The sequence below is a fragment of the Variovorax sp. OK212 genome, assembly GCF_900112425.1.
GTDB lineage: Bacteria > Pseudomonadota > Gammaproteobacteria > Burkholderiales > Burkholderiaceae_C > Variovorax.
Map to the genome: position 1 here is coordinate 25,953 of NZ_FOLP01000035.1, position 21,065 is coordinate 47,017.

Sequence of the window (21,065 nt, forward strand, 5' to 3'; positions counted from 1 at the left end):
GCGCGCTTCAGGTTCGTTCCGGACCTGTCGCCAACCCCAGCCGCTGCGCCAGATGCGCAGCGTCGTAGGGTGCATGCACCTTAGCGTCGTTGTCGAAGTAGCAGAACACGTCGCGCATGCTGCGGCGTGCAGCGGTTGGCGATGCCAGCTTCGCGCCCCGCAACTGGCGCCCGTGGTGCCAACCTTCGATGCGCGATGCCCAGTGGTCGAGCGCCTGGTCCACATAGCCGCTCGCATACAGCTCCTTGTCGCCGTGCAGGCGCACGTAGACGAAATCGGACGTGATGTCTTCGATGAGCGGCCAGCGCCCGGCGGTGTCCGCGACCACCAGCGCCGCGTGGTGGCGGCGCAGCATCGCCACGAAGTCCGGATTCGCAAAGCTCGGATGGCGCACCTCGATGGCGTGCCGCAGCCTGAGGCCGCGCGGTGCTTTCAGGAATGCCCGCCCGTCGACGCGTTCGTCGTGACTGCGTGCCAACGCGAGCGCCGAAGGCGCGTCGCGCGGCAGCAGCGACAGGAAGTGTTCGATGCGCTCCGGGTCATAGCGCATGCGCGGCGGCAACTGCCACAGCACGGGGCCGAGCTTGGCCCCCAGCGCCAGCACCCCGGAGGCGAAGAAATTCGCCAGCGCCGTTTCGGCATTCTTCAGCGCCAGCATGTGCGTGACGTAGCGCGGGCCCTTCACTGCGAAGACGAAGTCCTTCGGCGTCTGTTCGTGCCATGCCTGGTAAGACTCGGGCCTTTGCAGCGAATAGAAGGAACCGTTGAGCTCGATCGTCGAAAACATGCCCGACGCGAAGGCGAGCTCCTTGCGTTGCTGCAATCCTTCAGGGTAGAACTTGCCGCGCCACGGCGCGTACCTCCAACCCGATATGCCGATTCGTACCTGCTTGCGCATCGTCCACGGCGGCGGAACTCAAAAGCCGTAGTACTTGTTGATGCTCGAGGTGTAGCGGTCGTCGTAGTCGGGAACGCTGCTGTCTGCATACCGCGGCGCGCCTTCGAGCCGGGCCTTGTCCAGCGGCACCACGTAGCCGTCCTGCGAGGTGTCGTACTTCAGCATGTTCCAGGGAATGGGATAGCGGTCGGTGCCCATGCCGAGGAAGCCGCCGAACTCCATGACGGCGTAGCGGACCTCGCCCGAGAGCTTGTCGATCATGAGATCGTCGATGGTGCCGAGCTTGTCGCCGGCGGCGTTGTAGACGGTGGTTCCTTCGACGCGGTCCGACGAGATGACGTTTGCAGAACTGGCCATGGCCTTCTCCTTGCCGACGCATCTGGGAGGCGCCGACGCTGCTTCAGAGCCCAGGCGACGGGTGTCGCCCGCGCGGGGCACACGGTTCATCGGCGAGGCCTTGAGCTCATCTTCAAGGCGGATGGTCGTTGTCGACATGTTGATGGACCTCATGACGTTGGCGGTGGCGCACCCTGTAGCACACTTGTAGCACATCGGGTCTTCGACTGTCATTCCGTTCCGTTCCGTGCCGGCGGTGACTGGCTGGATCTTTCGGGGCGCTGCAACCGCAGCCGGGGTGTTAGCGCCAGTGCAATCGAGATCAGCAGGGGGCGCGGATAAAAACTTGGAGCCTTTCTGCGGAATATCGGTTGGCGCCCGCATGCGAATGCGTGCATTGTTGGATTCACTTGTTGGTCGCGCCAGCTGATCGATCCTCATGGCGCGCCTGGATGAGTGTGGAGGTATTGCGCAGGTGTGCCGTGGATGGACACACGTTTATCCACGACGGTCGGTCAGGAGCGTGGACCTGCGCGATCTATCTGTTGAAAACTGAAGACAGTCATTTCGTTGCGCTGGGGCGACATTTCCCCCCCTCAATCGTCACCGATGCAAGCTTGTGGTGTGCCGACCCACATCTCCGCCAAGGTCGGCATCGACATCCTCAAGCGCCGCTGCATCGCCTGGATAGAACAGGCAGCCCTTTCTGCCTGAGCCCGCTCCGGATCAGGAGGTCGTTTTCAACCGGCCGGCCGTAAAGCTGGCCCAGTATTCCCGTATCACAGCCTTCAGCGTGCGCATGCCTTCGGGGTCGCCCTGCCACAACGCCGCGAAGTAGGCCTTGGCTTGCGCCAGCGAAACGTCGGGCGGCAATGGCGGAACCGCGGCATCGGTCACCATTTCGAGCAGCACGGGCCTGTCGGCCGCAAAGGCCGCGTCCCATGCGCCGCCAATGGCTTCGGGCATATCCACGCGGATGCCTTCAAGCCCCAGCATCTGCGCGAAGCGCGCGTAAGGAAAGTCTGGCAACTCCTGCGACGCCTCGAACTTCGGATCGCCGCCGAGCACGCGCTGCTCCCAGCTCACGAGGTTCAGGTCGCGGTTGTTCAGCACCATCACCACGAGCCGCGGATCGACCCAGTCGCGCCACAGCCGCGCGATGGTGATGAGGCCGTTGATGCCATTCATCTGCATTGCGCCATCGCCCAACAGCGCGACCACGGGCCGCTCGGGATGGACGTGCTTCGCCGCGATCGCATACGGTATCGCCGGCCCCATGGTCGCGAGCCCGCCTGACAAGCTGGCCTTCATGCCGCGGCGCAGCTTCACGTCGCGTGCATACCAGTTGGCGGCCGATCCGCTGTCGCAGGTGATCACCGAGTAGTCGGGCAGGCGCGGCGAGAGGTCCCAGAACACTCGCTGCGGGTTGATCGGCGATGCCGGCACATGGGCTCGCGCCTCGAGCACGCGCCACCAGCGCGCGACTTCACTTTCGATCGATAGGCGCCAGGACGCGTCGCCCTTGGGCTCCAGCAGCGGGAGAAGCGCCGCCAATGTGGCAGCGCTGTCGCCCATCAGGCCCAGCTCCACCGGATAGCGCAAGCCCAAAGCGCGCGCGTCGGTATCGATCTGCACGCAGCGCGCCTGACCTTCCTCGGGCAGGAACTCGGCATACGGAAACGACGAGCCCACGATCAGCAGCGTGTCGCACTCTTCCATCATCCACGAACTGGGCCGCGTGCCGAGTACGCCGATGGCGCCCGTCACGAATGAAAGATCGTCGGGCACTGCGGCCTTGCCGAGCAACGCCTTGGCGACGCCCGCACCCAGGCGCTCGGCCACGGCGATGACCTCGTCACCCGCATGGAGCGCGCCCGCGCCGGCAAGGATCGCGACCTTGCGCCCCGTGTTCAGGATGTCCGCCGCGTACTGCAGAGCATCAGGGGGCGGCACCACCGACTGCACCGTGGTGCCAATGCCGCTGTGCACCGTGCCGTGCTCGCGCGGTGGCACCGGTACGGCGGGAAGCTCCTGCACGTCGTTCGGAAAGATCACGCAGGTCACGGTGCGGCGGTCGCGCGCGATGCGCATCGCGCGGTCGATCAGGTGTCGCACCTGCTCGGCGCTGGTGACCATCTGCACGAACTCGTGGGCCACGTCCTTGAAGAGCGAGACGAGGTCCACCTCCTGCTGGTAGTCGCCACCCAGCGCGCTGCGCTTCTGCTGGCCGACCAGGGCCACCACCGGCTGGTGGTCGAGCTCGGCGTCGTAGAGACCGTTCAGGAGGTGGATGGCGCCTGGCCCCGAGGTCGCGAGGCACACACCCACCTCGCCCGAGAACTTGGCATGTGCGCAGGCCATGAACGCCGCCAGCTCCTCGTGGCGGGCCTGCACGAATTCGATGGCACCATCGGCACGGTCAAGTGCGCCCACGATGCCGTTGATGCCATCGCCCGGATAGCCGTAGATGCGGCGCACACCCCATTGGTGCATGCGTTCGACGACGAAGTCACCGACTGTGTTTGCAGCCATGGCGGTGCCGCTCCTCAGCCCATGTCGGGCTGGCCATTGGACGCCATCAGCCCGCCGTCCACCGGCATCGCGATCCCCGAGACGAAGCTCGCGTCGTCGCTCGCCAGGAAGGCGACCACGGCGGCGATTTCCGAGGGATCTGCGCCGCGCCCGAGCGGAATGCGTTCTGCGAACTTCGCCATCAGCGCGCTGTCACTCTTCATGTCCTCGGTCATGGGCGTGAAGGTGAGGCTGGGGCACACCGCGTTCACGCGCACGCCGTCCTTGCCGTGGTCCAGCGCGAGCGCCTTGGTGAAGTTGACGATGGCGCCCTTCGACGCGTTGTAGAAGCCCATTCCCCAGTCGCCGCCCAGGCCGGAGACCGACGCGGTGTTCACGATGCAGCCCTTGCTCCGGATCAGGTGCGGCATGGCCGCGCGGCAGCCGTGGAACACACCGCCGACGTTGACCGCCATGATCCGGCCCCAGTCTTCCAGCGGCGGCTGTGTGACCGTGCCTTCGACCGCGATGCCGGCATTGTTGAAGAGCACGTGCAGCGCGGCGAAGTGCTCGATGGTCGCGTCCACCAGCGCCTGCACTTGGCTGAAGCTGGACACGTCGGCCACCTTCACCAGCGTGCGTTCTTGCGGCAGCTCGCGAGCGACGCGCTCCAGCTTGGCGAGCGTATTGCCTGCGAGCACCACGCTCGCGCCTTCCTGCGAAAAGCGGCGTGCGGTGGCTTCGCCGATGCCGCTGCCCGCGCCGGTCACGATGACGACGCGATCCTTGAAACGTCGCATATAGATCCTCTCGATGATGGGTCGGGTTAATGAAGAGGAAGCCGGCCCATTTACGCTTGCCTACTTCGTCGCAGGAGCCGCGGTGGGCGCCGTCCGCGCACCGCCCTGCACCTGCGCGGCCGGGGGCGAGGCCTCATGGGAGGGCCCCTCGCCGCGCTTGTCCACGGCATAGAAATAGAACAGAGCGCCGAGCATCACGACAATGGCCACCGTCGCAGTGAATACGAAGACGCCCCGGTTGTCGCGCCTGTCGTCCCTGGCTTGCTGTCTTCTCGATAGTTCGCTCATGGCATTTTTTCCTTTCCTGCGATGGCGCGAATGAATGGAATGCGGGGCGAATGAAGAACATCCACCGAAAGGGAAACGCTAGGACTTCGTACCGGGCGGCGTGTCGGACATCGGCTGACGCGGCTGTCGCGAAAAGGCGCCTTGGGGGGATGAGTGTGTCTGCAACACTCCAATCGGGCTCGCCAGACCCGCTTGACGGGTGTCTGGCGCAGCAAATCGATGTTCAGGCTGTTCGATTTGATCGCCGCGATGGTTCGCCATCACCCTGTTCACTCAGCCGCGATCGCAGATCGACCGAAGCGCCTTGTGGACGTCACCCGCCTGCCGCTGCGGGAGATCCAGCGCACACGTTCAGGACTGTCTATCGGTGCACTGGCGACCAACACCAAAACGGCCAACCACCCGCTGGTGCGCGAGAACTATCCGCCCTTCGCGATGGTCTCCGTGGCAGCCGCTCTGGACATGGATGGCAGCGAGATCCGTCAGGCGCGTGTGGTGCTGGGCGTCGTCGCGCACAAGCCTTGGCGCAGTGCCGAGGCCGAGGCCATCCTGGTGGGCCAGCGTGCAGACGAAGCGACCTTCAAGCGCGCTGCCGAAGCCGCGCTGCGCGATGCGCGCCCGCTGGCGCATAACGCGCACAAAGTGGAACTGGGTCGCCGTTCTGTGGTGCGAGCGCTGATGCGCGCTTCGCGCCTGGCGTGAAAAAGGAAATCGCATGGCACGCTATCTAGGCAAAGAAACGACCCGCGTCGACGGGCTCGCCAAGGTCACCGGCAAGGCGAAGTACACCGCCGAGTTCCAGATCCCGAATGTCAGCTACGGCTTCATCGTGCTGAGCACGGTGGCCAAGGGCCGCATCACGGCCATCGACACGCGCGAAGCCGAGCAGGCGGGCGGCGTGATCCACGTCTTCACGCACCTGAACGCCGGCAAACTGGGGGCCGGCACCTGAGGCCGGCGCGGCGCCCGCATGGACCTGGCCGCTGCAATCGGACCGGGTGTTCTTCAACGGCCAACCGATTGCGCTGGTCGTTGCGGAGAGCTACGAACAGGCACGGCACGCGGCGCGACGGATGAAAGCGACCTACCGGACGGAGCCGCACAACTCCGACTTCGCCATCGTGCTGGACCGTGCGCAGCCGGACCCTGCGACAGCGAAGAGCACGGCCCGAGGTAACCCTGTCGCCGCGATGCAGACCGCGGCGGTCAAGGTCGAGGCGCAGTACCACATTCCGATCGCGAGGGCGGCGGACGTCGAGATGCTTGATGGTCTGTTGCGCCTCAAAAGCAATCCGTCGCGTTCTATCGTCATTACCGACGTCATGCGCCGCAACGGAACGAACGAGATCACCGAGACGTACGACTCGACACCCTCGCCCGAGCGCGCAAAGTACGCCTCGCTGGCGCACGGCGCCCAGTTCGTCGAGGTGAAGGTCGATCCGGACCTGGGCACGGTGAAGGTCACCCGCGTGATCGAGGTCACGGCCTGCGGGAAGATCCTGAATCCGCTTGCCTCCCACAGCCAGGAGATCGGCGGTGTGGTCTGGGGCATCGGCATGGCGCTGGAAGAGGCCACCGAGATCGATCACCGTTACGGCCGCATCATGAACGCCAACCTGCAGCACTACCATGTGCCGGTGAATGCAGACATTCATTCCATCGAAACCATCTTCGTCGAGGAAGACGACACCATCGTCAATCCGCTCGGCGTGAAGGGCATGGGCGAGCTGGGCATGGTGGGGATTCCGGCAGCCATCGCCAACGCGATCTTTCATGCCACCGGCAAGCGCGTGCGCGATCTGCCGATCACTCCGGAGAAGTTGATGTGATGGCCGTCGACAGACAGAGACGCCGTCCCCAAAAAGCCATTGAGTCAATTCAAGAAGGACAGGTCAACCAGATGAACCTCAGGATGAGCATCGACGGCGTCGTCATCGCAACTGCAACGCTTGACGTCTCACGCAGCGCCGAAGATTTCGCCACCCTTCTTGCCGCTGACGTTGCGTCTGAAAGACTACGAAGCAACAGAAAAGATTGCCGACCTGCCGAGGCAACTGACAACAGCGGGCGTGCCTGACTCTTACACGCCTTCTGCGGGGGACATCTGTTTTTACGCTCCGTGGGGCAACCTTGCGTTCTTCTACAAGGCCGGCGCTCCCTCGCAAGGCCTTGTGCGCCTTGGACGTTTCGCGTCTGGGCTCGATCAGCTTGTGCGGGACAGTACAGGCAATGTGGCAGTGAAGGTGGAACTGTCCCGCCCGTAAGCCATCGCCGTGAATGTCTTGGGGCCGCTAAGAATCAAAAGCTGCGGCGTTCGAAGGCTGCTTCAGACTGGCTGCTAACCTTGAGTTTTCAGATCTGAATGACCGTCGCTTACGAAACCCGAAATTCACGCTCGCCAAGCGCGTCGGTCCGCTGTACCCTCTTCATCGGTCAATCAGCGAAAGCTCACCGCTAGATCACGCGAACGGCTGCTCGCGCAGCTGGTGAACTATCGCTCTGCGCCCGTTGCGGTCGGTCACCGCCGCGACCCTGAGTGCACGCCGGCGGACAATTGCAAGGGTCCGGGCGTTGGCAATATCAATCCGCGGAGCGCCACAGGCACCATGCCAAGCACCAGTCTCCGATGTGGGTATGCCCGACGAACGCTGCGCTCGGCCGCCGTTCTGGGCGCGCTCATGGATCCGCGAAGCGCTGGAAGCTGACGAACTCATGCACGGCCCGACGCGGCGTGGCCACCTGATTCACAGGCACATCGCGATCGGGGTAGCCCAGCGACATGCCGCACACCGTCAGCTCGTGCTCCATGAAGGCCAGGTGCTGTGCGATGACCGGATGGAACCGCGCGAACGACACCTGCGGACAGGTGCCCAGGCCGCGCGCTGCGGCGGCGATCATCACGTTCTGGACAAATAGGCCCAGGTCGAGCCAGCTGTGGGGCGCCAGGCGCCTGTCGATGGTGAAGATCAGGCCGACCGGCGCGCCGAAGAACACAAAGTTTTTTTCGGTCTGCCGGATGCGGCTGAGCATGTCGGCGACGTCCACGCCGAGCGTCTGGTAGTAGATCGCACCGAAATCGCGCTGCCGCTGGGCGTATTCGTCGGGCAATGGGTCGGGGAAGTGCGGGGATGGCGGAAGCGTGTTCTCGCGGCATGCGCTCACCAACGCGGCGCCCAGTACTGCCAGGTGCGCACCGGCGACGGCGTGCACCTGCCATGGCTGGGTATTGGAGTTGCTGGGCGCGCTCGATGCCACGTCCAAGATCTCTTCCAGCAGGGAACGCGGAACGGGGTCCGGCTTGTAGGCGCGCAGGCTGCGTCGCCCCCGTAGTACACCGTCGACCACGCGCGTGGTGTGCGCGACGTCGCCCTGCGTCATGGCCGCTCCTCGGCCTGCGCTTCGACCGGTGGCGCGTGGTATGCAATGCGCCCGGCAGGCAGGTAGAACAGGGCAATGACCGCGCCGCCGCGGGCTTCCGGGTAGTGGTGGCTGCCCGGGCCGGGCGCCGTCCAGCCCGCTTCGCACCAGCCGTTGGGCCCTGCCAGCGCTGCGCCGGCGTTGAGGGGGACCACCATGTTCAGCTCGCCATAGGGATGCGCGTGGTACTGCCCGCGAAACGTGTTGCCCGGGTTGCCCTGCGTGTTGGCCGTGCTGTCCATGTACACGGCCGTGATGCTGAACCAGTGCGTGCGCTCCGACGGATCCACGAGGCGGCTGCGCCGGTAGTGCGGTCCGGTGATCTCGACGTGGGCGGCCCAGCCGTCGCGCACGCCGGCCTTCACCAGGCGCGCGAGCTGCTCGTACACCTCGCTGCCTGGGCCATGGGTCTGGTTCAGCCAGCGCTCGACGTCTGTGCCCGCGGTCATGTCCTTCACTTCGCCGAGAAAGGCGATGCTGCGCGCTATCAGTTCTTCCCGGTCTTGGTTGCTGTCATGCTTGCTCATGGTCACTCCTCTGATGTGAAGCCGGAGGCCCGCACGACCGGACCCCATTTGTCGCGTTCGGTCCGGATGTGGTTTTCGTAGGCCTTGGGCGTGAGCGTGAACAGCTCCATCCCGACCTCCTCGAAGCCCGCCACCAGGGCCGGGTCCTTGCTGGCCGTGAGCACGTCGTCGTACAGCCTCTTCACCACGGCTTCGGGTGTGCCGGGGGGAGCGAAGACACCGTAGGATTCGACGCCGGTGATCGCGGGGTAGCCCTGCTCGGCGAAGGTCGGAACGCCAGGCATGGCGCGCGAGCGCTTGTCGCCGCTCACGGCCAGGATGCGCAGTTTGCCGCTCTGCAGGTACGGCAGGAAGTCGGCGACAAAGCCCAGGTACGCGGGGATCTGACCACCGAGCAGGTCGTTCATGGCTGGCGACGAACCTCGGTAGCCCACGTGCTGCAATTTGAGCGCCGCCGCCTCGGACAACTGGAAACCCAGAAAGTGCGCCATGGAGCCCGCCGCCGGCGACGCGAACATAGCGCGGCTGGGAGCCTGTTGCACCCACCGCACGTAGTCGGCGAGGGTCTTGACGGTCGCGGGGACGGCGTTGCTGACGGCCAGGGCACAGGTCGCCGAGACGACCGGTGTGATGGGCACGAAATCGGCTGCCGCGTCGTACGCAAGCTTCGTGTAGACGTGCGGGTAGATGCTGAGCGCCGAGGTGTGCGTGCACAGCAGGGTGTTGCCGTCCGCGCGCTCGCGCTTGAGCTGTGCGTTGGCCAGGCGGCCCGCGCCGCCAGGCCGGTTGTCGACGATGGTGGTAATGCCTTGCTTGCGCCATGCCTCGGCCACGCGGCGCGCGGTCTGGTCCAGCGTGCCTCCTGCGGGGTAACCCACGACGATCCGTCGCGGGGGCGCCGGGGCTTGCGCCCAGCCCATGGGCTGCAGTGCCGAGGTCGCCAGCGTGGTGAGACCGAGGGCACCGAAGCGCCGGCGTGAGAGTGGGTTCATGGGGGGCTCCGCGAGGTTGCAAGGGGTTGTGGGCTCCATGATCGTCATCCGTCGCCATGAACGGAATCGCCCGTTTTGCAAGAGCACAATGCACGCCGTGCAATATCGGAGACGCGCACCATGAGCATCGGACGCATCGACCTGAACCTCATCAAGGTGTTCGACGCGGTCTATGAAGACCGCAACCTGCTGCGTGCGGGAAAGCGCCTGAACCTGAGCCAGTCGGCAGTCAGCCACGCGCTCACGCGCTTGCGCGAGGTGGTGGGCGACGAGCTGTTCGTCCGCACGTCCAAGGGCATGGTGCCCACGGCACGGTCAGCGGCGATGGCCGACGGGCTGCGCGACTCGTTGCGCCGGATCGAGGCCACGCTGGGGGTGGAGCCCTTCGACCCGGGCAAGTCCACATGCCGCTTCGCGGTGGCCGCCAACGACCACCTGACGGCGGTGATGGTGGCGGAGCTGAGCCGGCTCATGGCGGTGGAGGCCCCCGGCATCGACCTCGTGGTCCGGCCGTCCACGCGCCTCGATCTCGCCGAGCAGATCGACGTCGGCAAGATCGACATCGCCGTGGGCATCTTCGCGCAGGTGCCGTCGCGCCTGAGCGCGCGGACCTTGATGACGCAGGGCGAGATGATCGTCATGCGCAAGGGGCACCCGGCTTCTCGCCGCAAGCTGGCACTGCGCGACCTGGCGCGTTATCCCTTGGTGACGGTGTCTGTGGGCGGCCAGGAGGAGGGTGCCGTCGGCGGCTTCATCCTGGAGCGTGGCCTGGCGCGGCAGGCCGAGATGTTCGACCGCCATGCGCTCGAAGAGGCGTTGTCGGCCGAGGGCCTGGCGCCGCGGTATCGCACGACCGTCCCGCATTCCCTGGCGATTCCAGCCTTGCTACGCGGCTCCGACATGTTGTCCATCATGCCGTCGTCGCTGGCGCGCAGTCTGGCAGGTGCGGGCGAGTTACTGGTGCGCGAGCCGCCCTATCCAACCGCGCTGTCCACGTTCCGCGCGGTCTGGCACAGCCGCAATGACCACGACCCCGCGCAGGTGTGGCTGCAGGAAAGCATCGCGCGGGTGGCGCAACAGGTGGCTTAGCCGTTTGCCGGGGGGTGTGGATGGTCGTGGCGCGGGCAGCCGCCTGCCGCCTGGCAGCCCGTTCTGCGGGTCCAGTCCGAAGCCAGGATGATGCTGCACATGTCCATGCGCTGGAAGGCGGGGTCCTTGAAAGCTAGGACATCGTCGTTGAAGGTGCCGAAGGTGCTGAGCGGGCGGTGTTGCATGCCTTCGTAGAAGGCGTCGATGATGCCCTGCGCGAAGTCTGCTTCCCGCGGAGAGGCGGCGACCACGGCCGCGCGCTGCGCCTCGGAAAACTGGTCGTAGCCGCGGCCCGCCACGTCCATGCCTGCCCCGGCCTGGACCAGTGCGATCTCCGGGCGCATGAACTGCGGTATGCCCGGCGTGGTGTGCAACGCAACGGCGTTCCAGACGGTCTCGATGTCTGCATCGCGCACGCCGTGGCTCCGCAGGAATTCCCGTGCGGCATTCGCACCGTCCACTTCGAAACGCAACTGGCTGTCGCGGTAACGTGCGGTGAGGCCGATGTCGTGGAACATCGACGCCGCGTAGAGCAGCTCCGGATCGAAGCTCAAGCCTGTGCGGGCGCCGGTCAGGTAGCCCCAGCAATACACGCGCACGGAGTGGTGGAAGAGCAGATCGCTCTCGGTGTCGCGGATGAACTGGGTCATCTCCCGCGCGAGCTTGCTGTCGGGTATGTACACCCCAGGGATGGCTGAGTGCGTCATGGCGTGGTCCTTGTGCTGGTGGATGTCGCTTGTGCGTGCGCGCCGCTGCAGTGGCCCCGTATCACAGGGCGGCCAGGGCCTGGGGCGTGTTGCGGAACGCGATTGCCATCCGGTTGTAGGTGTTCATCAGACCGATGGCGATCGTCAGGTCCACGAGTTCGGGCTCGCTGAGCACGGAGCGGGCGGCGGCGAAATCGCTGTCGGGCACGCCGGTCTCTGCCACGCGGGTCACCGATTCAGCCCAGGCCAGAGCAGCGCGCTCATGCGCGTCGAAGAGCGCGCCAGCCTCGCGCCATGCTTGCAGCAGGGCAATCTTTTCGATGGGCTGGCCCTTCTTCAGCAGATCGCGCGTGTGCATGTCCAGGCAGTAGGCGCAGTTGTTGATTTGGGAAACGCGCAGGTACACCAGGTCGACGAGAACAGGCGACAGGCCGCTCTTCGAGATGTACCCATACACGCCGCCCAGCGCCTTGACGCCAGCCGGGGCGACCGTGTTGTAGTCGATGCGGTTGCTCATGGTTGTGATCCTCTTGATCGGTTATTGAATGGGGGTGGTGAGTGCCGTGTCGGCGCTGTCCACGACGAACACCGCCAGCAGCTTTGCGGGCCGGGTCTTGCTGGCATTCCTGCTGACGGTGTGCCGTGCGCCGGGAGGCTCATAGAAACTGTCTCCAGCACGCAGGATCTGCCTGGGGCCTTCATTCACCTGCGACTCGATGGCGCCCGAGACCACGTAGCCATAGATGAACGCGGACTTCGCGTGCACATGGGAGGGTGAACCGGCGCCGGGCGCGTAGTCGACGACCACGGCAACCAGCGACTTTCCGGGAATGTTCGCAATCTGCTGCTGTAACGCGGGCGTGACTCTTTCGCCCGCGCCGTGTGCGTTCGCGGCAGGGGTCGTCAACAAGCCGGTCGCTCCGGCGGTGAGCGTGATGGCGAGCAGCCAGGAAGCGTGCATGGAGCTTCTCCTTGAAAAAATGATGGGTGGCGTTGCAGGGGTTCAGCCGGCGAACCCGAGGATCTGTGCGAAATCCTGCAAGCGAACCCGGGGCATGGCAGCCCGGTTCACCGGGGCCTGCGTGTCCCCGTATCCCATGGACATGCCGAACGCGGTGATCTCTTCCTGCGGCATCTGCAGATACGACGCAATCGGCTCGTGGAACTGCGCGAAGGCCACCTGGGGGCAGGTGTCGATGCCGCGTGCCTTGGCCGCGAGCATCACGGTCTGCGCGAACAGGCCGAGGTCGATCCAGCTATGTGGCTTCAACCGGCGGTCGATGCTGAAGATGAGGCCGACCGGGGCGCCGAAGAAGGCGTAGTTGCGCTCGGTCTGGCGCGTGCGCGCAGCGGTGTCGGAGCGTTCGATGCCGAGCGATGCGTAGTAGCGGGCACCGAAGTCCTGCAGCCGGTTGCGAAACATGTGGGGCAAGGGGTCAGGGAAATGCGCCGGTGCTGGCGCAACGCCAGCGCGTGACGCGGTGACCAGCGCATGCGTCAAGCCGTCCTTCACCTCGCCACTGACCACGTACACGCGCCAGGGCTGGATGTTGGCGCCACTGGGGGCGCAGGCTGCCTCGGTCAGGATCTCCTCCACGGCTTCCCGAGGAAGAGGGCTGGCTTTGAATGCGCGCGTGGCCCGGCGCGAACGCACGACGCAAGAAACGCATGCTGCGGTGGTTTCTGGCGACCATGGCGCAGCGATGGCGCTCGGAACGTCGCGGTGTTGGGCGAGGGTTTCAGTCATCGTGTTCTCTTCGTGATCGCTTGGAGAAATGCGATCTTCGAGGAGATCCGACTTGAATGGAATTGATGTGTTTGCAGTTGCATATTGCACGCAATGCACTGCGCAGACCGGCATCTGGGGGCCACCGAACTGCGGATCCACACCGACCTGAGCGCCCGCGGGGCGACTCCAAGCCGAGAGCCTGTCGGTGGTCTCCACGCTACGGGAGTGACTGCGCACCCGTGAGGGGCGCGAGGTGTTCCCGGGCGGTGCCGGCTGGGGAGTGCCGTTGCGTCGGTTGCTTCGCGATGTGGGCGCCCCTCCGCGCAAGTTCGTGATGGACACACCCATCCGTCGCTTGATCACGATAAATAGCCAGCTCTCTCCTCCCGCGCGCGCTTCTTCTTGCTCAAGAGGTGCGTTGGGCCACGCCGACATGGGGCCCGCTCCGGGCGGGATCCGGGTTCACACCTTGCCGGTGTTCCAGACGTCCCGTGCTGCTTGGCCGATGTGCGGCGGGTGTGAGGTGGCGACAGGGCGTCCGCAGAGTACCTCTGCCCAGTCCCGGATGGCCGCGATGCTGACGTAGGGTGTGAAGTCGTCGGCGTTCAGTCTCGCGCGGTGTGCGGCGTCCTGACCCATGTAGGCCGGACTCAAGCTTCCCGTGGCGAGCGCCGTGCGCTCCGCGCGGCGGTGCACAAAACCCGCCTTGAAGGCCCTGAGCAGGGTCTCGTTCTCTTCATCCGACAGATCCACCGTCGCCTTGTCGCCCGCGCGGTATCCCCGCTGAAACAGGTCTGGGTCTGGGGCGGTGTTCATTTCTTTCTTTCGTGGGCGGGGCGCGATGGGCCAGGCGCCGGACGCAACGCTCTCACCGAGCGGCATTCCGTCAAGCTGGCCTGGCCGCCAGGTGGAGGTCGGCTTCCGACTTGATGTATAGCATTTGCTATACATTGGGGCCATGAAGACGACCCAACTCCCCCCGGTCCGGGTGACGGCCGCCGTTCGAGAACAGATCGAGGGCGTGCTGCTCGACGGGGAAACGCTGTCGCATTTCGTTGAGCAGGCTTCAATCGATGCGGCGCGTCGTCGCAAGGCGCAGCAAGAATTCGTGGCGCGTGGACGCGCATCGCTTGCCCGCGCGCTTGAGACGGGCGAGTCCTATGCGGCAGACCAGGTCCTCGAGGCGATGAAGTCCCGATTTGACATCGCGCGCAAGGCGGTCGAGGCGGAGCGCGGCGGCGTCTTCACACGGCGCCCGTGACATACGTCGTGCGGTTGACGCGCGAAGCGGTGGAAGATCTGCAGCGTCTTGAGCCTTTCTTCTTGACGCCGCGCTCACGCATGGAGACTGGGAGTTGCCGGACCGCGCGCTCCTGGCCATCCGAAGGGAGTTCCGGATCTTGGAGACCAATCCCTTCACTTGTCGAATTGCCTTCGACGACCGGCTGGAGCGGGAACTGGTCATTCCATTTGGCGCGTCAGGCCACGTCGCTTTGTTTCATGTCGTCAGCGAAAGGGAGATCGTGGTGTCTGCTATTCGGCATCAGCGAGAGGACGACTACCACTGAAAGTGAGCTAGGCGTCTATCAAGCAGGGTAGACGCGCCCCGCAAAAACGTAACATGGGCTGCGAGCAACCAGACGGCAATTGGCCATGAGCGCGGACTTGGGTAACGTATTACTCATGACCACTTCGAGTTCTTCCTCCGCCATCAGCCTGACGCCGGTCAAATTCGACCCGCAGCTCTAGGGGTGCCTAGAGCGCCTGGCCGAGGCGCGTCACCGTGCACCGCACTGGCTCATGCGCGAAGCCATCGCGCAGTACGTGGAGCGCGAGGAGAAGCGCCAGGAGAAGCGCCAGGAGATGCACCAGCAGGCGGTGGCTGCCTGGGAGGAGTTCCAGCGCAAAGGTCTGCACGCTACAGGCGAAGAGGTGCAGGCTTGGCTGACCAGTTGGGGTACGGACAACGAACTGCCCGCGCCCGAATGCCACGAGTGAGGTTCGACAGCGCCTGCGCGAGTTCCTGCGTCCGAAGAATCCGCAGGCGGCACGGCATGCCGGCCAGACCATTTTGCAGGAGCGTGCAGGTGCAGGGCCTGCAGCCGCTGATCGGCCGCTCGTTGGAAGACCTGCCACCGCAGTACCGCGAGTGGGTGAGCGACTTCGGTCACGGTGGCTACGTGGCGCTGTACCGGTATGACGAGGACATCGACACGCTCACAGTGATGGCCGTGCGCCACCAGCGCGGAGCCGGGTACTGAAACGTGCGCCGCGCCGCAAGTCCAGATGAGAGTAGGTCGCACGGCAACACTGCCTGCGTGCCATCCAGATCGCCAATGCATGGCGTCACCTGTTCTTGGCCGCATGCTCCCTTCGGATTGAGATCGCGTGAGTGCGAAAGGGCGCTGGCGGGTGCCTGCGGCCGACCTGGGCGAGAGTAGATCGCCCGCCAAAGCCGGCGTCCGCGCGCGGGGCGGCGCGAGCGCTTGCTTGGGCTCGGCTGGGTGCCTGAAAAGCCGCGCCAACGCTAGCGCACGGGCGACATGGCTATGGCTGACCTACCGGCAGGCGCAGAGCCTCGGTGCCCAGGTGCGCAGGGGCGAGCGCGGCGTGCTGTGCGCACACTTCGAGCGCCGGGCGCGCGAGCGTCGCGGCGATGCCGACGACGTCCTCTCGCAAGACGGGGGGACGAGGAGGCGAGGCTGCGGATGCCGGTGCCCGTGCCGGCGTGCTGCTGTGCCTGCCGTTCTGGCCGTTTAACGTGGCGCAGATCGACGGGCTGCCGCTCGAAGTGGTGGACCTCGGTGTCGCTGCGCCAGCGGCGAACGTGCAGGGTCCGGTGGAGCGGGCGATGCGGCTGCTCGGAGGCTGCGATGCGACGATCCGCCACGGCTTCGACCGGGCGGCGTACCTGCCGGCGCTCGGCGAGATCCGGCTGCCGTGGCCGCGGCAGTTCACGAGTCCCGAGGCGCAGTGCGCGACGGCGCTGCACGAGCTGGTGCATTGGACCAGGCATCCCGGCCGGTTGAACCGGCGCTTCGGGCAACGATTCGGCGATGCGGCCTATGCATTCGAGGAGTTGGTGGCCGAGCTGGGCAGTGCGTTCGTGATGGCGCACTGCGGGCTGGTCGATGCCACGGTCGAGGGGCATGCGGCCTACATCGACGCCTCGCTGCAGGTGCTGCGCGGCGATCGCACGGCGATCTTCACGGCGGCGCGTCTCGCGGAGGAGGCCTTCGCGTTCATCGCGGCGCGGGAGATGCCTGCACTTGGGGAGTCCGCAGCGAGCGCGGAGGACGCATGAAGGTCGTCGACGGTCTCAGGACCTGCCGGCGCGCATACGGGCGTGGCGCAGGTTTGTTCCGCGTCATGCAACGCGATGGCTGCCAGCACCTGGATTTCGGCCATGGCGGCCTTCGGGAAAGTACACATGTCGCGCACGCGTTGCGGAGCACGCCCGCGGTCCGGATCATCACGGCCTCCGTCGTGAAGACGTGCGGGCCCCCAACGCCGGGATCTCGATGCGGCGTGCGCTGGAGACCCGTGCGCTTCTCTCCACCGTTGTTGTTGCCCGTGCCGTTCAAACTCATGAAAACCTTCTCCCTTTGCGCTGTCACGATGGCCACGCTCGCCATGGGCGTCTCCTCGATCACCAGCGCCCAGATCGCCTACCTGGGACCGGCAGGCAGTTGGACTCACGAAGCCTGCATGGACCTGTTCGGCGACACGAATCTGGTCGCGCTCGACAGGCAGGCGCTCTTCAAGGCCCTGCGCGCGAAAACCGTCGCCAAGGCCTGCGTGCCCGCCACGACGTCGGTGGTCGGAGTCACGCCCTATCTGGACGACGTGCTGGCGCTGGACACGGTGCATGTGGTGGGCGAGCACCCGAAGGCACTGGGCTACAGCCTGCTGGCCAAGCCCGGCACCCGCAAGGAGGACATCCGCACGGTGCTCGCGCACCCCGTGGCGCTGGAGGAGGTCAAGCTCTGGCTCGATCTGGAGATGCCGGACGTAGAACGCCAGCCAGCGGCCAGCGGCCAGCGGCGGTGGGTGCTGGGGCATGCGATCCCGGCACCCAGCGGCCATGACAAGACGACGCTGCTGCTGACCGTCGACGAAGAAGGCTTTCAGCGATCGCTGCAGGCGCTCGCGCAATCGGCCCGGGTCTTGGCAGTCTACGAACGCCCGGGCAAGCGATCGCTGGATGGGCACCGCTATGTCATCGACGTCGTGGGCCATGCCTCGCAGCCGGAAATCGCCAGGCTGCTGGCCGACCGTGCAGAGTTCCGGCTTCTCGGCTCCTACCCGAGGCGGTATTGAACGCGGGCGCGGCGCCGCAGCGCTTTGCGGCGAATGGTCTGCCCAGCGCGGGTTGAGCGGAGGCTCGGTCGCCTCGCATCGTCTTCCGTTCATGCACATCGTGCGCTTCGAAGTAATCTGGCGCGAGGCCGGCCAAGGCCCGGTCGCCCGGCGCAGGTTCAGCGCCCGGTCGGCGCGCGAAGCCAGTTATCCAGCACCAGGCCAGGCACGCGCGCGAAATGCTTCGTGTTGTCCGTGACGATGACGGCGCCGACCGCCAGCGCGTGGGCAGCGATCATCTCGTCGAAATCGCCGATGGGCGTGCCGCCCGCTTTCAGCTGGGCACGCAGATCGCCATGTCGCAGCGCTGCGTGCACATCCCAGGGCAGAACCGGCGCAATGCGCAGGAACTCCTGCACGATCCGATGCAGCCGCACGGCCTCGGGACGTCGGGCGATGCCGAATCTCAGTTCGGAACAGGTCACGGCGGAGATGCACCATTGCCCCGGGGTCATGGCTTGCAAGCGCGTATCGAAAACCGGATTGCCGCGGATGGCTTCGCTCGCCGCGTTGGTGTCGAGCATGTACAGCGTCATTCCTTCCAGCCTTCGAAAGGGTCGCGCAACTGCTCGCTCTGTTCGCGCGCGTCCGGAAAGTCTGGAGGAACGATGCCCAGTTGCTCCCGCATCTGCATGAACGCACGCCAGTGCGCCGGTGCGCGTTTGGACAGGATGACATCGCCGGTCGCGTCGTCGCGTCGAATATAGACCTCTGTGGTGCCGTCGAAGCGGAATTCCGCGGGCAGGCGTACGGCTTGGCTGCCCCCGGTGGCAAAGAGTTTGGCGGTAGATTGCTGCACGACGGACTCCGGACAGGTGGTGTATCTACTAATGTAGCTACATGACCTCGCCGAGTCAAGGCCCTGGAGCACGAAACACTGCGACGCTGCTTGTGCCGACCAGGACTTTCGTCGTCAAGCGCCTTTGGTCGGGACGCGGCCGAACAAGGCTCGAGGGCCGGCCGTTCGGTCAGTGCTCGAACCCGGACTCGCGCTGAGGTCGCAGTGCCAGGATGAAGACGGTCTCGATCCCGGCCAGGGTAGCGGTACAGCGATGCGGACCATGGGTCGGTCAGAGCCCCGGCCTGCGCGCCAGAGGCCGGCGAGGTTTCTGGCCTGTTGGCGCCGACCGGAATCTGAGCCAGTTTTGCGGGTGGCTCAGTTCTACTTCGGCGCGCACAAGAAAGGCCGTGCGGGGGCGTCCGGCCATGCCGCACCTCTCTGACCTCCCGCCGATGCTGCTCGACGAGCGGCGGCTCAGCCTCGGTGTCAGCACTGCTACGCTCGGAACCAAATCTTGAGGGTCACATACATCGCATAGCTCAGGCCAAAGACCATCCACGCGAGGAAAAACATGTTTGCCCAGTACTCGCCAGCATTGGCCGCCAAGGTGTAGATCTGCATCTTGCAAGCTTTGCCAACGCATGGCACTTCACCTCGCACCAGCGCGCGCAAAAACGCGAACAAGAGATAGCAGGCTACGCCAGCACACAGGAGTAATCCCGCTGGCCCCACGACCCCTTCGGTGCGGTTGCCGCTTTCGTCCCAACGCCTTTTGCGAAGCAAGTTTTGCCCCAGCCTGTACCAGGCAAATCCGAGCAAGAGCATTAGCGTGTAGTAGAGGGCGGTACGCATGTCATCGACTCGTTGGGCTGCGAGAAAGGAGGAAGGGCGGCGTAAGGATCGTATCTGAGCAAGAAGCCCGGCCGGGTCAACGGAAACGCGCGCTTGAAGCTGACCGAGCGGCAGGGCGCCATTCGGCCCGAGCGCTTCAAGCGCCCGTAGGAAAACGCTACTTGAGGTCGTGTCTGAACCGGGCAACAACGTAGGCCCGCATCGCAGCTGCCAGCGGCGTTGGACCTTCGATCCAGCCGCCGCCGGTACCGCCGCTCGCGCGCACCGGCAGGCGGCCGACTGCGACGGCGCACCAGGTCGAACCCTTGGCCGGCATCGGAGCGACCTGGATGCCCTCGCGCTCGATGATCGGTCCGCCGATTGCCCAGTCCGTCGACGGGCGGAAATCGTCGTCGGCGGCCTTTCCATCGGCCCTGGCCACCCAACGATCCAGCGCGAGGCCTATGAGATCGCTGGCGCGCTCAGCACTCAATGCAGCGAGACCTTGGCGCCATCCACGGCCACCATCACGCCCGGCGTGCCTTCCGCGACCTCGACGGGCACGCCCATGTGCTCAGTGACGTCCGCGGCGGCGCCGCCTATGCCGGCGCGCCGCGAGTCCACGTAGCCCTTGTGCTGCTCGGGCGTGAGGATGAATTTCTTCGGATACCAATGCTCTGCATCAAGCTCCGCGAGAAGGCGTCGGGAACAGAGCCGCCATGTCCTTTGCGACAGGGATGTCGAGGTACTTTTCCCATCTTGCCCACAGCAGTTTTATGGGTCAAGCTACTTGAGCTGGCGAGTGTTTTTGGCCAAGTTCGCACAGACATCGCCAATCATCGCCAGAAAATCCGGCGTCGCGCTTGGCGACCGCGCGAAGTTGCTGGCGATGACCGGGCAGGAGCTTCTTGTCAAACTTGTATCTGATGGACGGCGTCATCTTCTCACGCAAGGACGTGGATTTTCGGATTGCGCAGAGGCCTATAGCCAGGAAAAGCTGCGCACCTTTGAGTCGACGCAGTAGCAGTTAAAAGGCACTAGCCCGGGGATCTGCTTGCGATTTCGTATGGCGTAGTTGATGGCTGCTGGCCCGCCTGTGTCGTACCCAACGGGTGCGACTTCTTCGAAGCGCAGCGCATTGACGACCACTGCCACGTCCACCAGCTGCGCGAAGCTGTATGGGTGGCCCAAGCGATTTGTCTGAATCAACAAACCCAGGGAAGTGGAATACGACAGCGTTTGCTCCAAAGCATCGAGCACGCCGCTACTTGAAAGCGCGACCCAACTTCGAGGAGTTGCCATGCAATTCGAGCCCCATGCCAATCACCGCCATGTTGATCTGTCGAGTGCGACAGCCCCCGCATTTTTTCGCGTGGCCGACGTGATACGCATCACCGCACTGAGCCGCGCCACCTTGTATCGCAGAATCGCTGGAGGCAAGTTTCCTCCTCCTGTGCATTTGGGCGGACGCGCCTGTGGATGGCCGCGCGGGGCACTTCAGCGCTCGATCGATGATCCGGAGGGGTATTCAAACGTCTCACGGCTTGGTTAATCTCAGCCGAGGCCCATTACTCAATTGCCGAATGCGGCCGCTGTTGGGTCAATTAGTCCTTTGAACTCGAGATGGGTGTCCGCTACAGACGGCGGATTCAACCGGTCGATGCAACACACTAACCACTGCTGAGGCAGAAGGAGTGTTGCAGATGTAAGCGTCTTCTCAGTACCCTCTGTTTTCGTTGAAGGCTGATGTGCAGGATCGGTGGTCCATGCACGCTGCGATGGTGTGCATGAAGAACCGCT

34 protein-coding genes are annotated in these 21,065 nt (G+C 65.1%); 15 read left to right on the plus strand and 19 right to left on the minus strand.

The genetic code is table 11. The annotated features are described in order from the left end of the window. Positions 1-7: 7 nt before the first annotated feature. The 5 genes from BM004_RS39065 to BM004_RS39090 form a co-directional block, all read right to left on the minus strand. A complete protein-coding gene (locus tag BM004_RS39065; protein WP_093222098.1) occupies positions 8-898 on the minus strand; it encodes a DUF72 domain-containing protein in 891 nt (296 codons plus the stop codon). Between the two features lie 18 nt (positions 899-916). Beyond that, a complete protein-coding gene (locus BM004_RS39070) occupies positions 917-1,255 on the minus strand; it encodes a PRC-barrel domain-containing protein (RefSeq protein ID WP_093222100.1) in 339 nt (112 codons plus the stop codon). Between the two features lie 705 nt (positions 1,256-1,960). After that, positions 1,961-3,766 (minus strand): thiamine pyrophosphate-requiring protein, encoded by a 1,806-nt coding sequence (locus BM004_RS39080; protein WP_093222105.1) that lies wholly within the window; start codon positions 3,764-3,766, stop codon positions 1,961-1,963. Between the two features lie 14 nt (positions 3,767-3,780). Then, entirely contained in the window at positions 3,781-4,545 is a 765-nt protein-coding gene (locus BM004_RS39085) for a meso-2,3-butanediol dehydrogenase (RefSeq protein WP_093131495.1), read from the minus strand. 60 nt (positions 4,546-4,605) lie between these two features. Further along, a complete protein-coding gene (locus BM004_RS39090; RefSeq protein ID WP_093131493.1) occupies positions 4,606-4,833 on the minus strand; it encodes a hypothetical protein in 228 nt (75 codons plus the stop codon). A gap of 192 nt (positions 4,834-5,025) precedes the next feature. Here BM004_RS39090 and BM004_RS39095 point away from each other — a divergent pair, with 192 nt between their 5' ends. From BM004_RS39095 to BM004_RS39105, 5 genes are read left to right on the plus strand one after another with little or no spacing between them, the layout of a single operon-like run. After that, positions 5,026-5,535, plus strand: coding sequence for an FAD binding domain-containing protein (locus tag BM004_RS39095; RefSeq protein WP_256220280.1), 510 nt, complete (start codon positions 5,026-5,028; stop codon positions 5,533-5,535). Between the two features lie 13 nt (positions 5,536-5,548). Next, positions 5,549-5,785 (plus strand): hypothetical protein, encoded by a 237-nt coding sequence (locus tag BM004_RS41855; protein WP_218152780.1) that lies wholly within the window; start codon positions 5,549-5,551, stop codon positions 5,783-5,785. 46 nt (positions 5,786-5,831) lie between these two features. Then, positions 5,832-6,662 carry a xanthine dehydrogenase family protein molybdopterin-binding subunit gene (locus BM004_RS39100; protein WP_256220281.1) on the plus strand — a complete coding sequence of 277 codons (831 nt, stop codon included), beginning with the start codon at positions 5,832-5,834 and terminating at the stop codon, positions 6,660-6,662. Further along, positions 6,662-6,910, plus strand: coding sequence for a hypothetical protein (locus BM004_RS42270; RefSeq protein WP_256220292.1), 249 nt, complete (start codon positions 6,662-6,664; stop codon positions 6,908-6,910). Before BM004_RS39100 ends, BM004_RS42270 begins: the two co-directional genes overlap by 1 nt. Next, a complete protein-coding gene (locus tag BM004_RS39105) occupies positions 6,834-7,097 on the plus strand; it encodes a cyclophilin-like fold protein (RefSeq protein ID WP_256220289.1) in 264 nt (87 codons plus the stop codon). The genes BM004_RS42270 and BM004_RS39105 overlap by 77 nt, the downstream gene beginning before the upstream one ends. A gap of 412 nt (positions 7,098-7,509) precedes the next feature. On the opposite strand, the gene BM004_RS39110 is transcribed toward BM004_RS39105, so the two are convergent. The 3 genes from BM004_RS39110 to BM004_RS39120 are packed head-to-tail and all read right to left on the minus strand — an operon-like array spanning position 7,510 to position 9,769. Next, positions 7,510-8,211 (minus strand): nitroreductase, encoded by a 702-nt coding sequence (locus tag BM004_RS39110; protein WP_093131489.1) that lies wholly within the window; start codon positions 8,209-8,211, stop codon positions 7,510-7,512. Continuing rightward, positions 8,208-8,777, minus strand: coding sequence for a 4-hydroxylaminobenzoate lyase (locus BM004_RS39115; RefSeq protein WP_093131487.1), 570 nt, complete (start codon positions 8,775-8,777; stop codon positions 8,208-8,210). The genes BM004_RS39110 and BM004_RS39115 overlap by 4 nt, the downstream gene beginning before the upstream one ends. Before the next feature lie 2 nt (positions 8,778-8,779). Then, complete coding sequence (locus tag BM004_RS39120) at positions 8,780-9,769, minus strand: tripartite tricarboxylate transporter substrate-binding protein (protein WP_256220282.1); 990 nt, start codon at positions 9,767-9,769, stop codon at positions 8,780-8,782. Positions 9,770-9,889: 120 nt separating this feature from the next. On the opposite strand from BM004_RS39120, the gene BM004_RS39125 reads away from it, so the two are divergent. Beyond that, positions 9,890-10,858 carry a LysR family transcriptional regulator gene (locus BM004_RS39125; protein WP_093222111.1) on the plus strand — a complete coding sequence of 323 codons (969 nt, stop codon included), beginning with the start codon at positions 9,890-9,892 and terminating at the stop codon, positions 10,856-10,858. On the opposite strand, the gene BM004_RS39130 is transcribed toward BM004_RS39125, so the two are convergent. The 5 genes from BM004_RS39130 to BM004_RS39150 all read right to left on the minus strand — a co-directional run bounded on the left by BM004_RS39130 (position 10,855) and on the right by BM004_RS39150 (position 14,110). Next, positions 10,855-11,565: an HD domain-containing protein gene (locus tag BM004_RS39130; RefSeq protein WP_093131483.1), complete on the minus strand. Its 711-nt coding sequence runs from the start codon at positions 11,563-11,565 to the stop codon at positions 10,855-10,857. The two genes, BM004_RS39125 and BM004_RS39130, sit on opposite strands and share 4 nt — an antisense overlap. A gap of 61 nt (positions 11,566-11,626) precedes the next feature. Beyond that, positions 11,627-12,082: a carboxymuconolactone decarboxylase family protein gene (locus BM004_RS39135; protein WP_093131481.1), complete on the minus strand. Its 456-nt coding sequence runs from the start codon at positions 12,080-12,082 to the stop codon at positions 11,627-11,629. Between the two features lie 21 nt (positions 12,083-12,103). Beyond that, the gene (locus BM004_RS39140) at positions 12,104-12,526 is read right to left on the minus strand and encodes a cupin domain-containing protein (RefSeq protein ID WP_093131479.1); all 423 of its coding nucleotides are present in this window, start codon (positions 12,524-12,526) and stop codon (positions 12,104-12,106) included. Between the two features lie 42 nt (positions 12,527-12,568). Then, positions 12,569-13,312, minus strand: coding sequence for a nitroreductase (locus BM004_RS39145; RefSeq protein ID WP_093131477.1), 744 nt, complete (start codon positions 13,310-13,312; stop codon positions 12,569-12,571). Between the two features lie 444 nt (positions 13,313-13,756). Next, the gene (locus BM004_RS39150) at positions 13,757-14,110 is read right to left on the minus strand and encodes a hypothetical protein (protein ID WP_093222114.1); all 354 of its coding nucleotides are present in this window, start codon (positions 14,108-14,110) and stop codon (positions 13,757-13,759) included. A gap of 142 nt (positions 14,111-14,252) precedes the next feature. On the opposite strand from BM004_RS39150, the gene BM004_RS39155 reads away from it, so the two are divergent. The 7 genes from BM004_RS39155 to BM004_RS39180 all read left to right on the plus strand — a co-directional run bounded on the left by BM004_RS39155 (position 14,253) and on the right by BM004_RS39180 (position 17,614). Then, on the plus strand, positions 14,253-14,555 hold the full coding sequence (locus tag BM004_RS39155; RefSeq protein ID WP_093222125.1) for a YlcI/YnfO family protein: 303 nt from the start codon (positions 14,253-14,255) through the stop codon (positions 14,553-14,555). A gap of 139 nt (positions 14,556-14,694) precedes the next feature. After that, a complete protein-coding gene (locus BM004_RS42275) occupies positions 14,695-14,862 on the plus strand; it encodes a type II toxin-antitoxin system RelE/ParE family toxin (RefSeq protein ID WP_256220283.1) in 168 nt (55 codons plus the stop codon). Positions 14,863-15,058: 196 nt separating this feature from the next. Beyond that, entirely contained in the window at positions 15,059-15,292 is a 234-nt protein-coding gene (locus tag BM004_RS39165; protein ID WP_256220290.1) for a CopG family ribbon-helix-helix protein, read from the plus strand. A gap of 56 nt (positions 15,293-15,348) precedes the next feature. After that, positions 15,349-15,555, plus strand: coding sequence for a type II toxin-antitoxin system RelE/ParE family toxin (locus BM004_RS39170; RefSeq protein WP_256220284.1), 207 nt, complete (start codon positions 15,349-15,351; stop codon positions 15,553-15,555). A 151-nt stretch (positions 15,556-15,706) separates the two neighbouring features. Continuing rightward, positions 15,707-16,054, plus strand: a complete 348-nt coding sequence (locus tag BM004_RS42280) for an ArdC family protein (RefSeq protein ID WP_256220291.1) — start codon at positions 15,707-15,709, stop codon at positions 16,052-16,054. Next, positions 15,951-16,598, plus strand: coding sequence for a zincin-like metallopeptidase domain-containing protein (locus tag BM004_RS39175; RefSeq protein ID WP_256220285.1), 648 nt, complete (start codon positions 15,951-15,953; stop codon positions 16,596-16,598). The genes BM004_RS42280 and BM004_RS39175 overlap by 104 nt, the downstream gene beginning before the upstream one ends. Next, a complete protein-coding gene (locus BM004_RS39180; protein ID WP_256220286.1) occupies positions 16,595-17,614 on the plus strand; it encodes a prephenate dehydratase domain-containing protein in 1,020 nt (339 codons plus the stop codon). The genes BM004_RS39175 and BM004_RS39180 overlap by 4 nt, the downstream gene beginning before the upstream one ends. Before the next feature lie 158 nt (positions 17,615-17,772). Here the strand turns inward: BM004_RS39180 and BM004_RS39185 are convergent, their stop codons facing one another. The 5 genes from BM004_RS39185 to BM004_RS42285 all read right to left on the minus strand — a co-directional run bounded on the left by BM004_RS39185 (position 17,773) and on the right by BM004_RS42285 (position 19,889). Then, on the minus strand, positions 17,773-18,177 hold the full coding sequence (locus BM004_RS39185; protein WP_256220287.1) for a type II toxin-antitoxin system VapC family toxin: 405 nt from the start codon (positions 18,175-18,177) through the stop codon (positions 17,773-17,775). 8 nt (positions 18,178-18,185) lie between these two features. After that, entirely contained in the window at positions 18,186-18,452 is a 267-nt protein-coding gene (locus BM004_RS39190; protein WP_093135692.1) for an antitoxin, read from the minus strand. A gap of 477 nt (positions 18,453-18,929) precedes the next feature. Beyond that, on the minus strand, positions 18,930-19,286 hold the full coding sequence (locus tag BM004_RS39195; RefSeq protein ID WP_093135672.1) for a hypothetical protein: 357 nt from the start codon (positions 19,284-19,286) through the stop codon (positions 18,930-18,932). A gap of 157 nt (positions 19,287-19,443) precedes the next feature. Next, a complete protein-coding gene (locus BM004_RS39200; RefSeq protein ID WP_093222119.1) occupies positions 19,444-19,758 on the minus strand; it encodes a phage protein NinX family protein in 315 nt (104 codons plus the stop codon). After that, positions 19,755-19,889 (minus strand): hypothetical protein, encoded by a 135-nt coding sequence (locus BM004_RS42285; RefSeq protein ID WP_256220288.1) that lies wholly within the window; start codon positions 19,887-19,889, stop codon positions 19,755-19,757. The genes BM004_RS39200 and BM004_RS42285 overlap by 4 nt, the downstream gene beginning before the upstream one ends. Positions 19,890-20,073: 184 nt before the next feature. On the opposite strand from BM004_RS42285, the gene BM004_RS41125 reads away from it, so the two are divergent. Next, a complete protein-coding gene (locus tag BM004_RS41125; protein ID WP_143072661.1) occupies positions 20,074-20,289 on the plus strand; it encodes a hypothetical protein in 216 nt (71 codons plus the stop codon). 276 nt (positions 20,290-20,565) lie between these two features. Continuing rightward, positions 20,566-20,817, plus strand: a complete 252-nt coding sequence (locus BM004_RS39210; protein WP_093222123.1) for a helix-turn-helix transcriptional regulator — start codon at positions 20,566-20,568, stop codon at positions 20,815-20,817. 20 nt (positions 20,818-20,837) lie between these two features. Here the strand turns inward: BM004_RS39210 and BM004_RS41860 are convergent. Further along, positions 20,838-21,065 (minus strand): hypothetical protein (locus tag BM004_RS41860; RefSeq protein ID WP_218152781.1); only part of this gene is annotated, 228 nt, incomplete at its 5' end.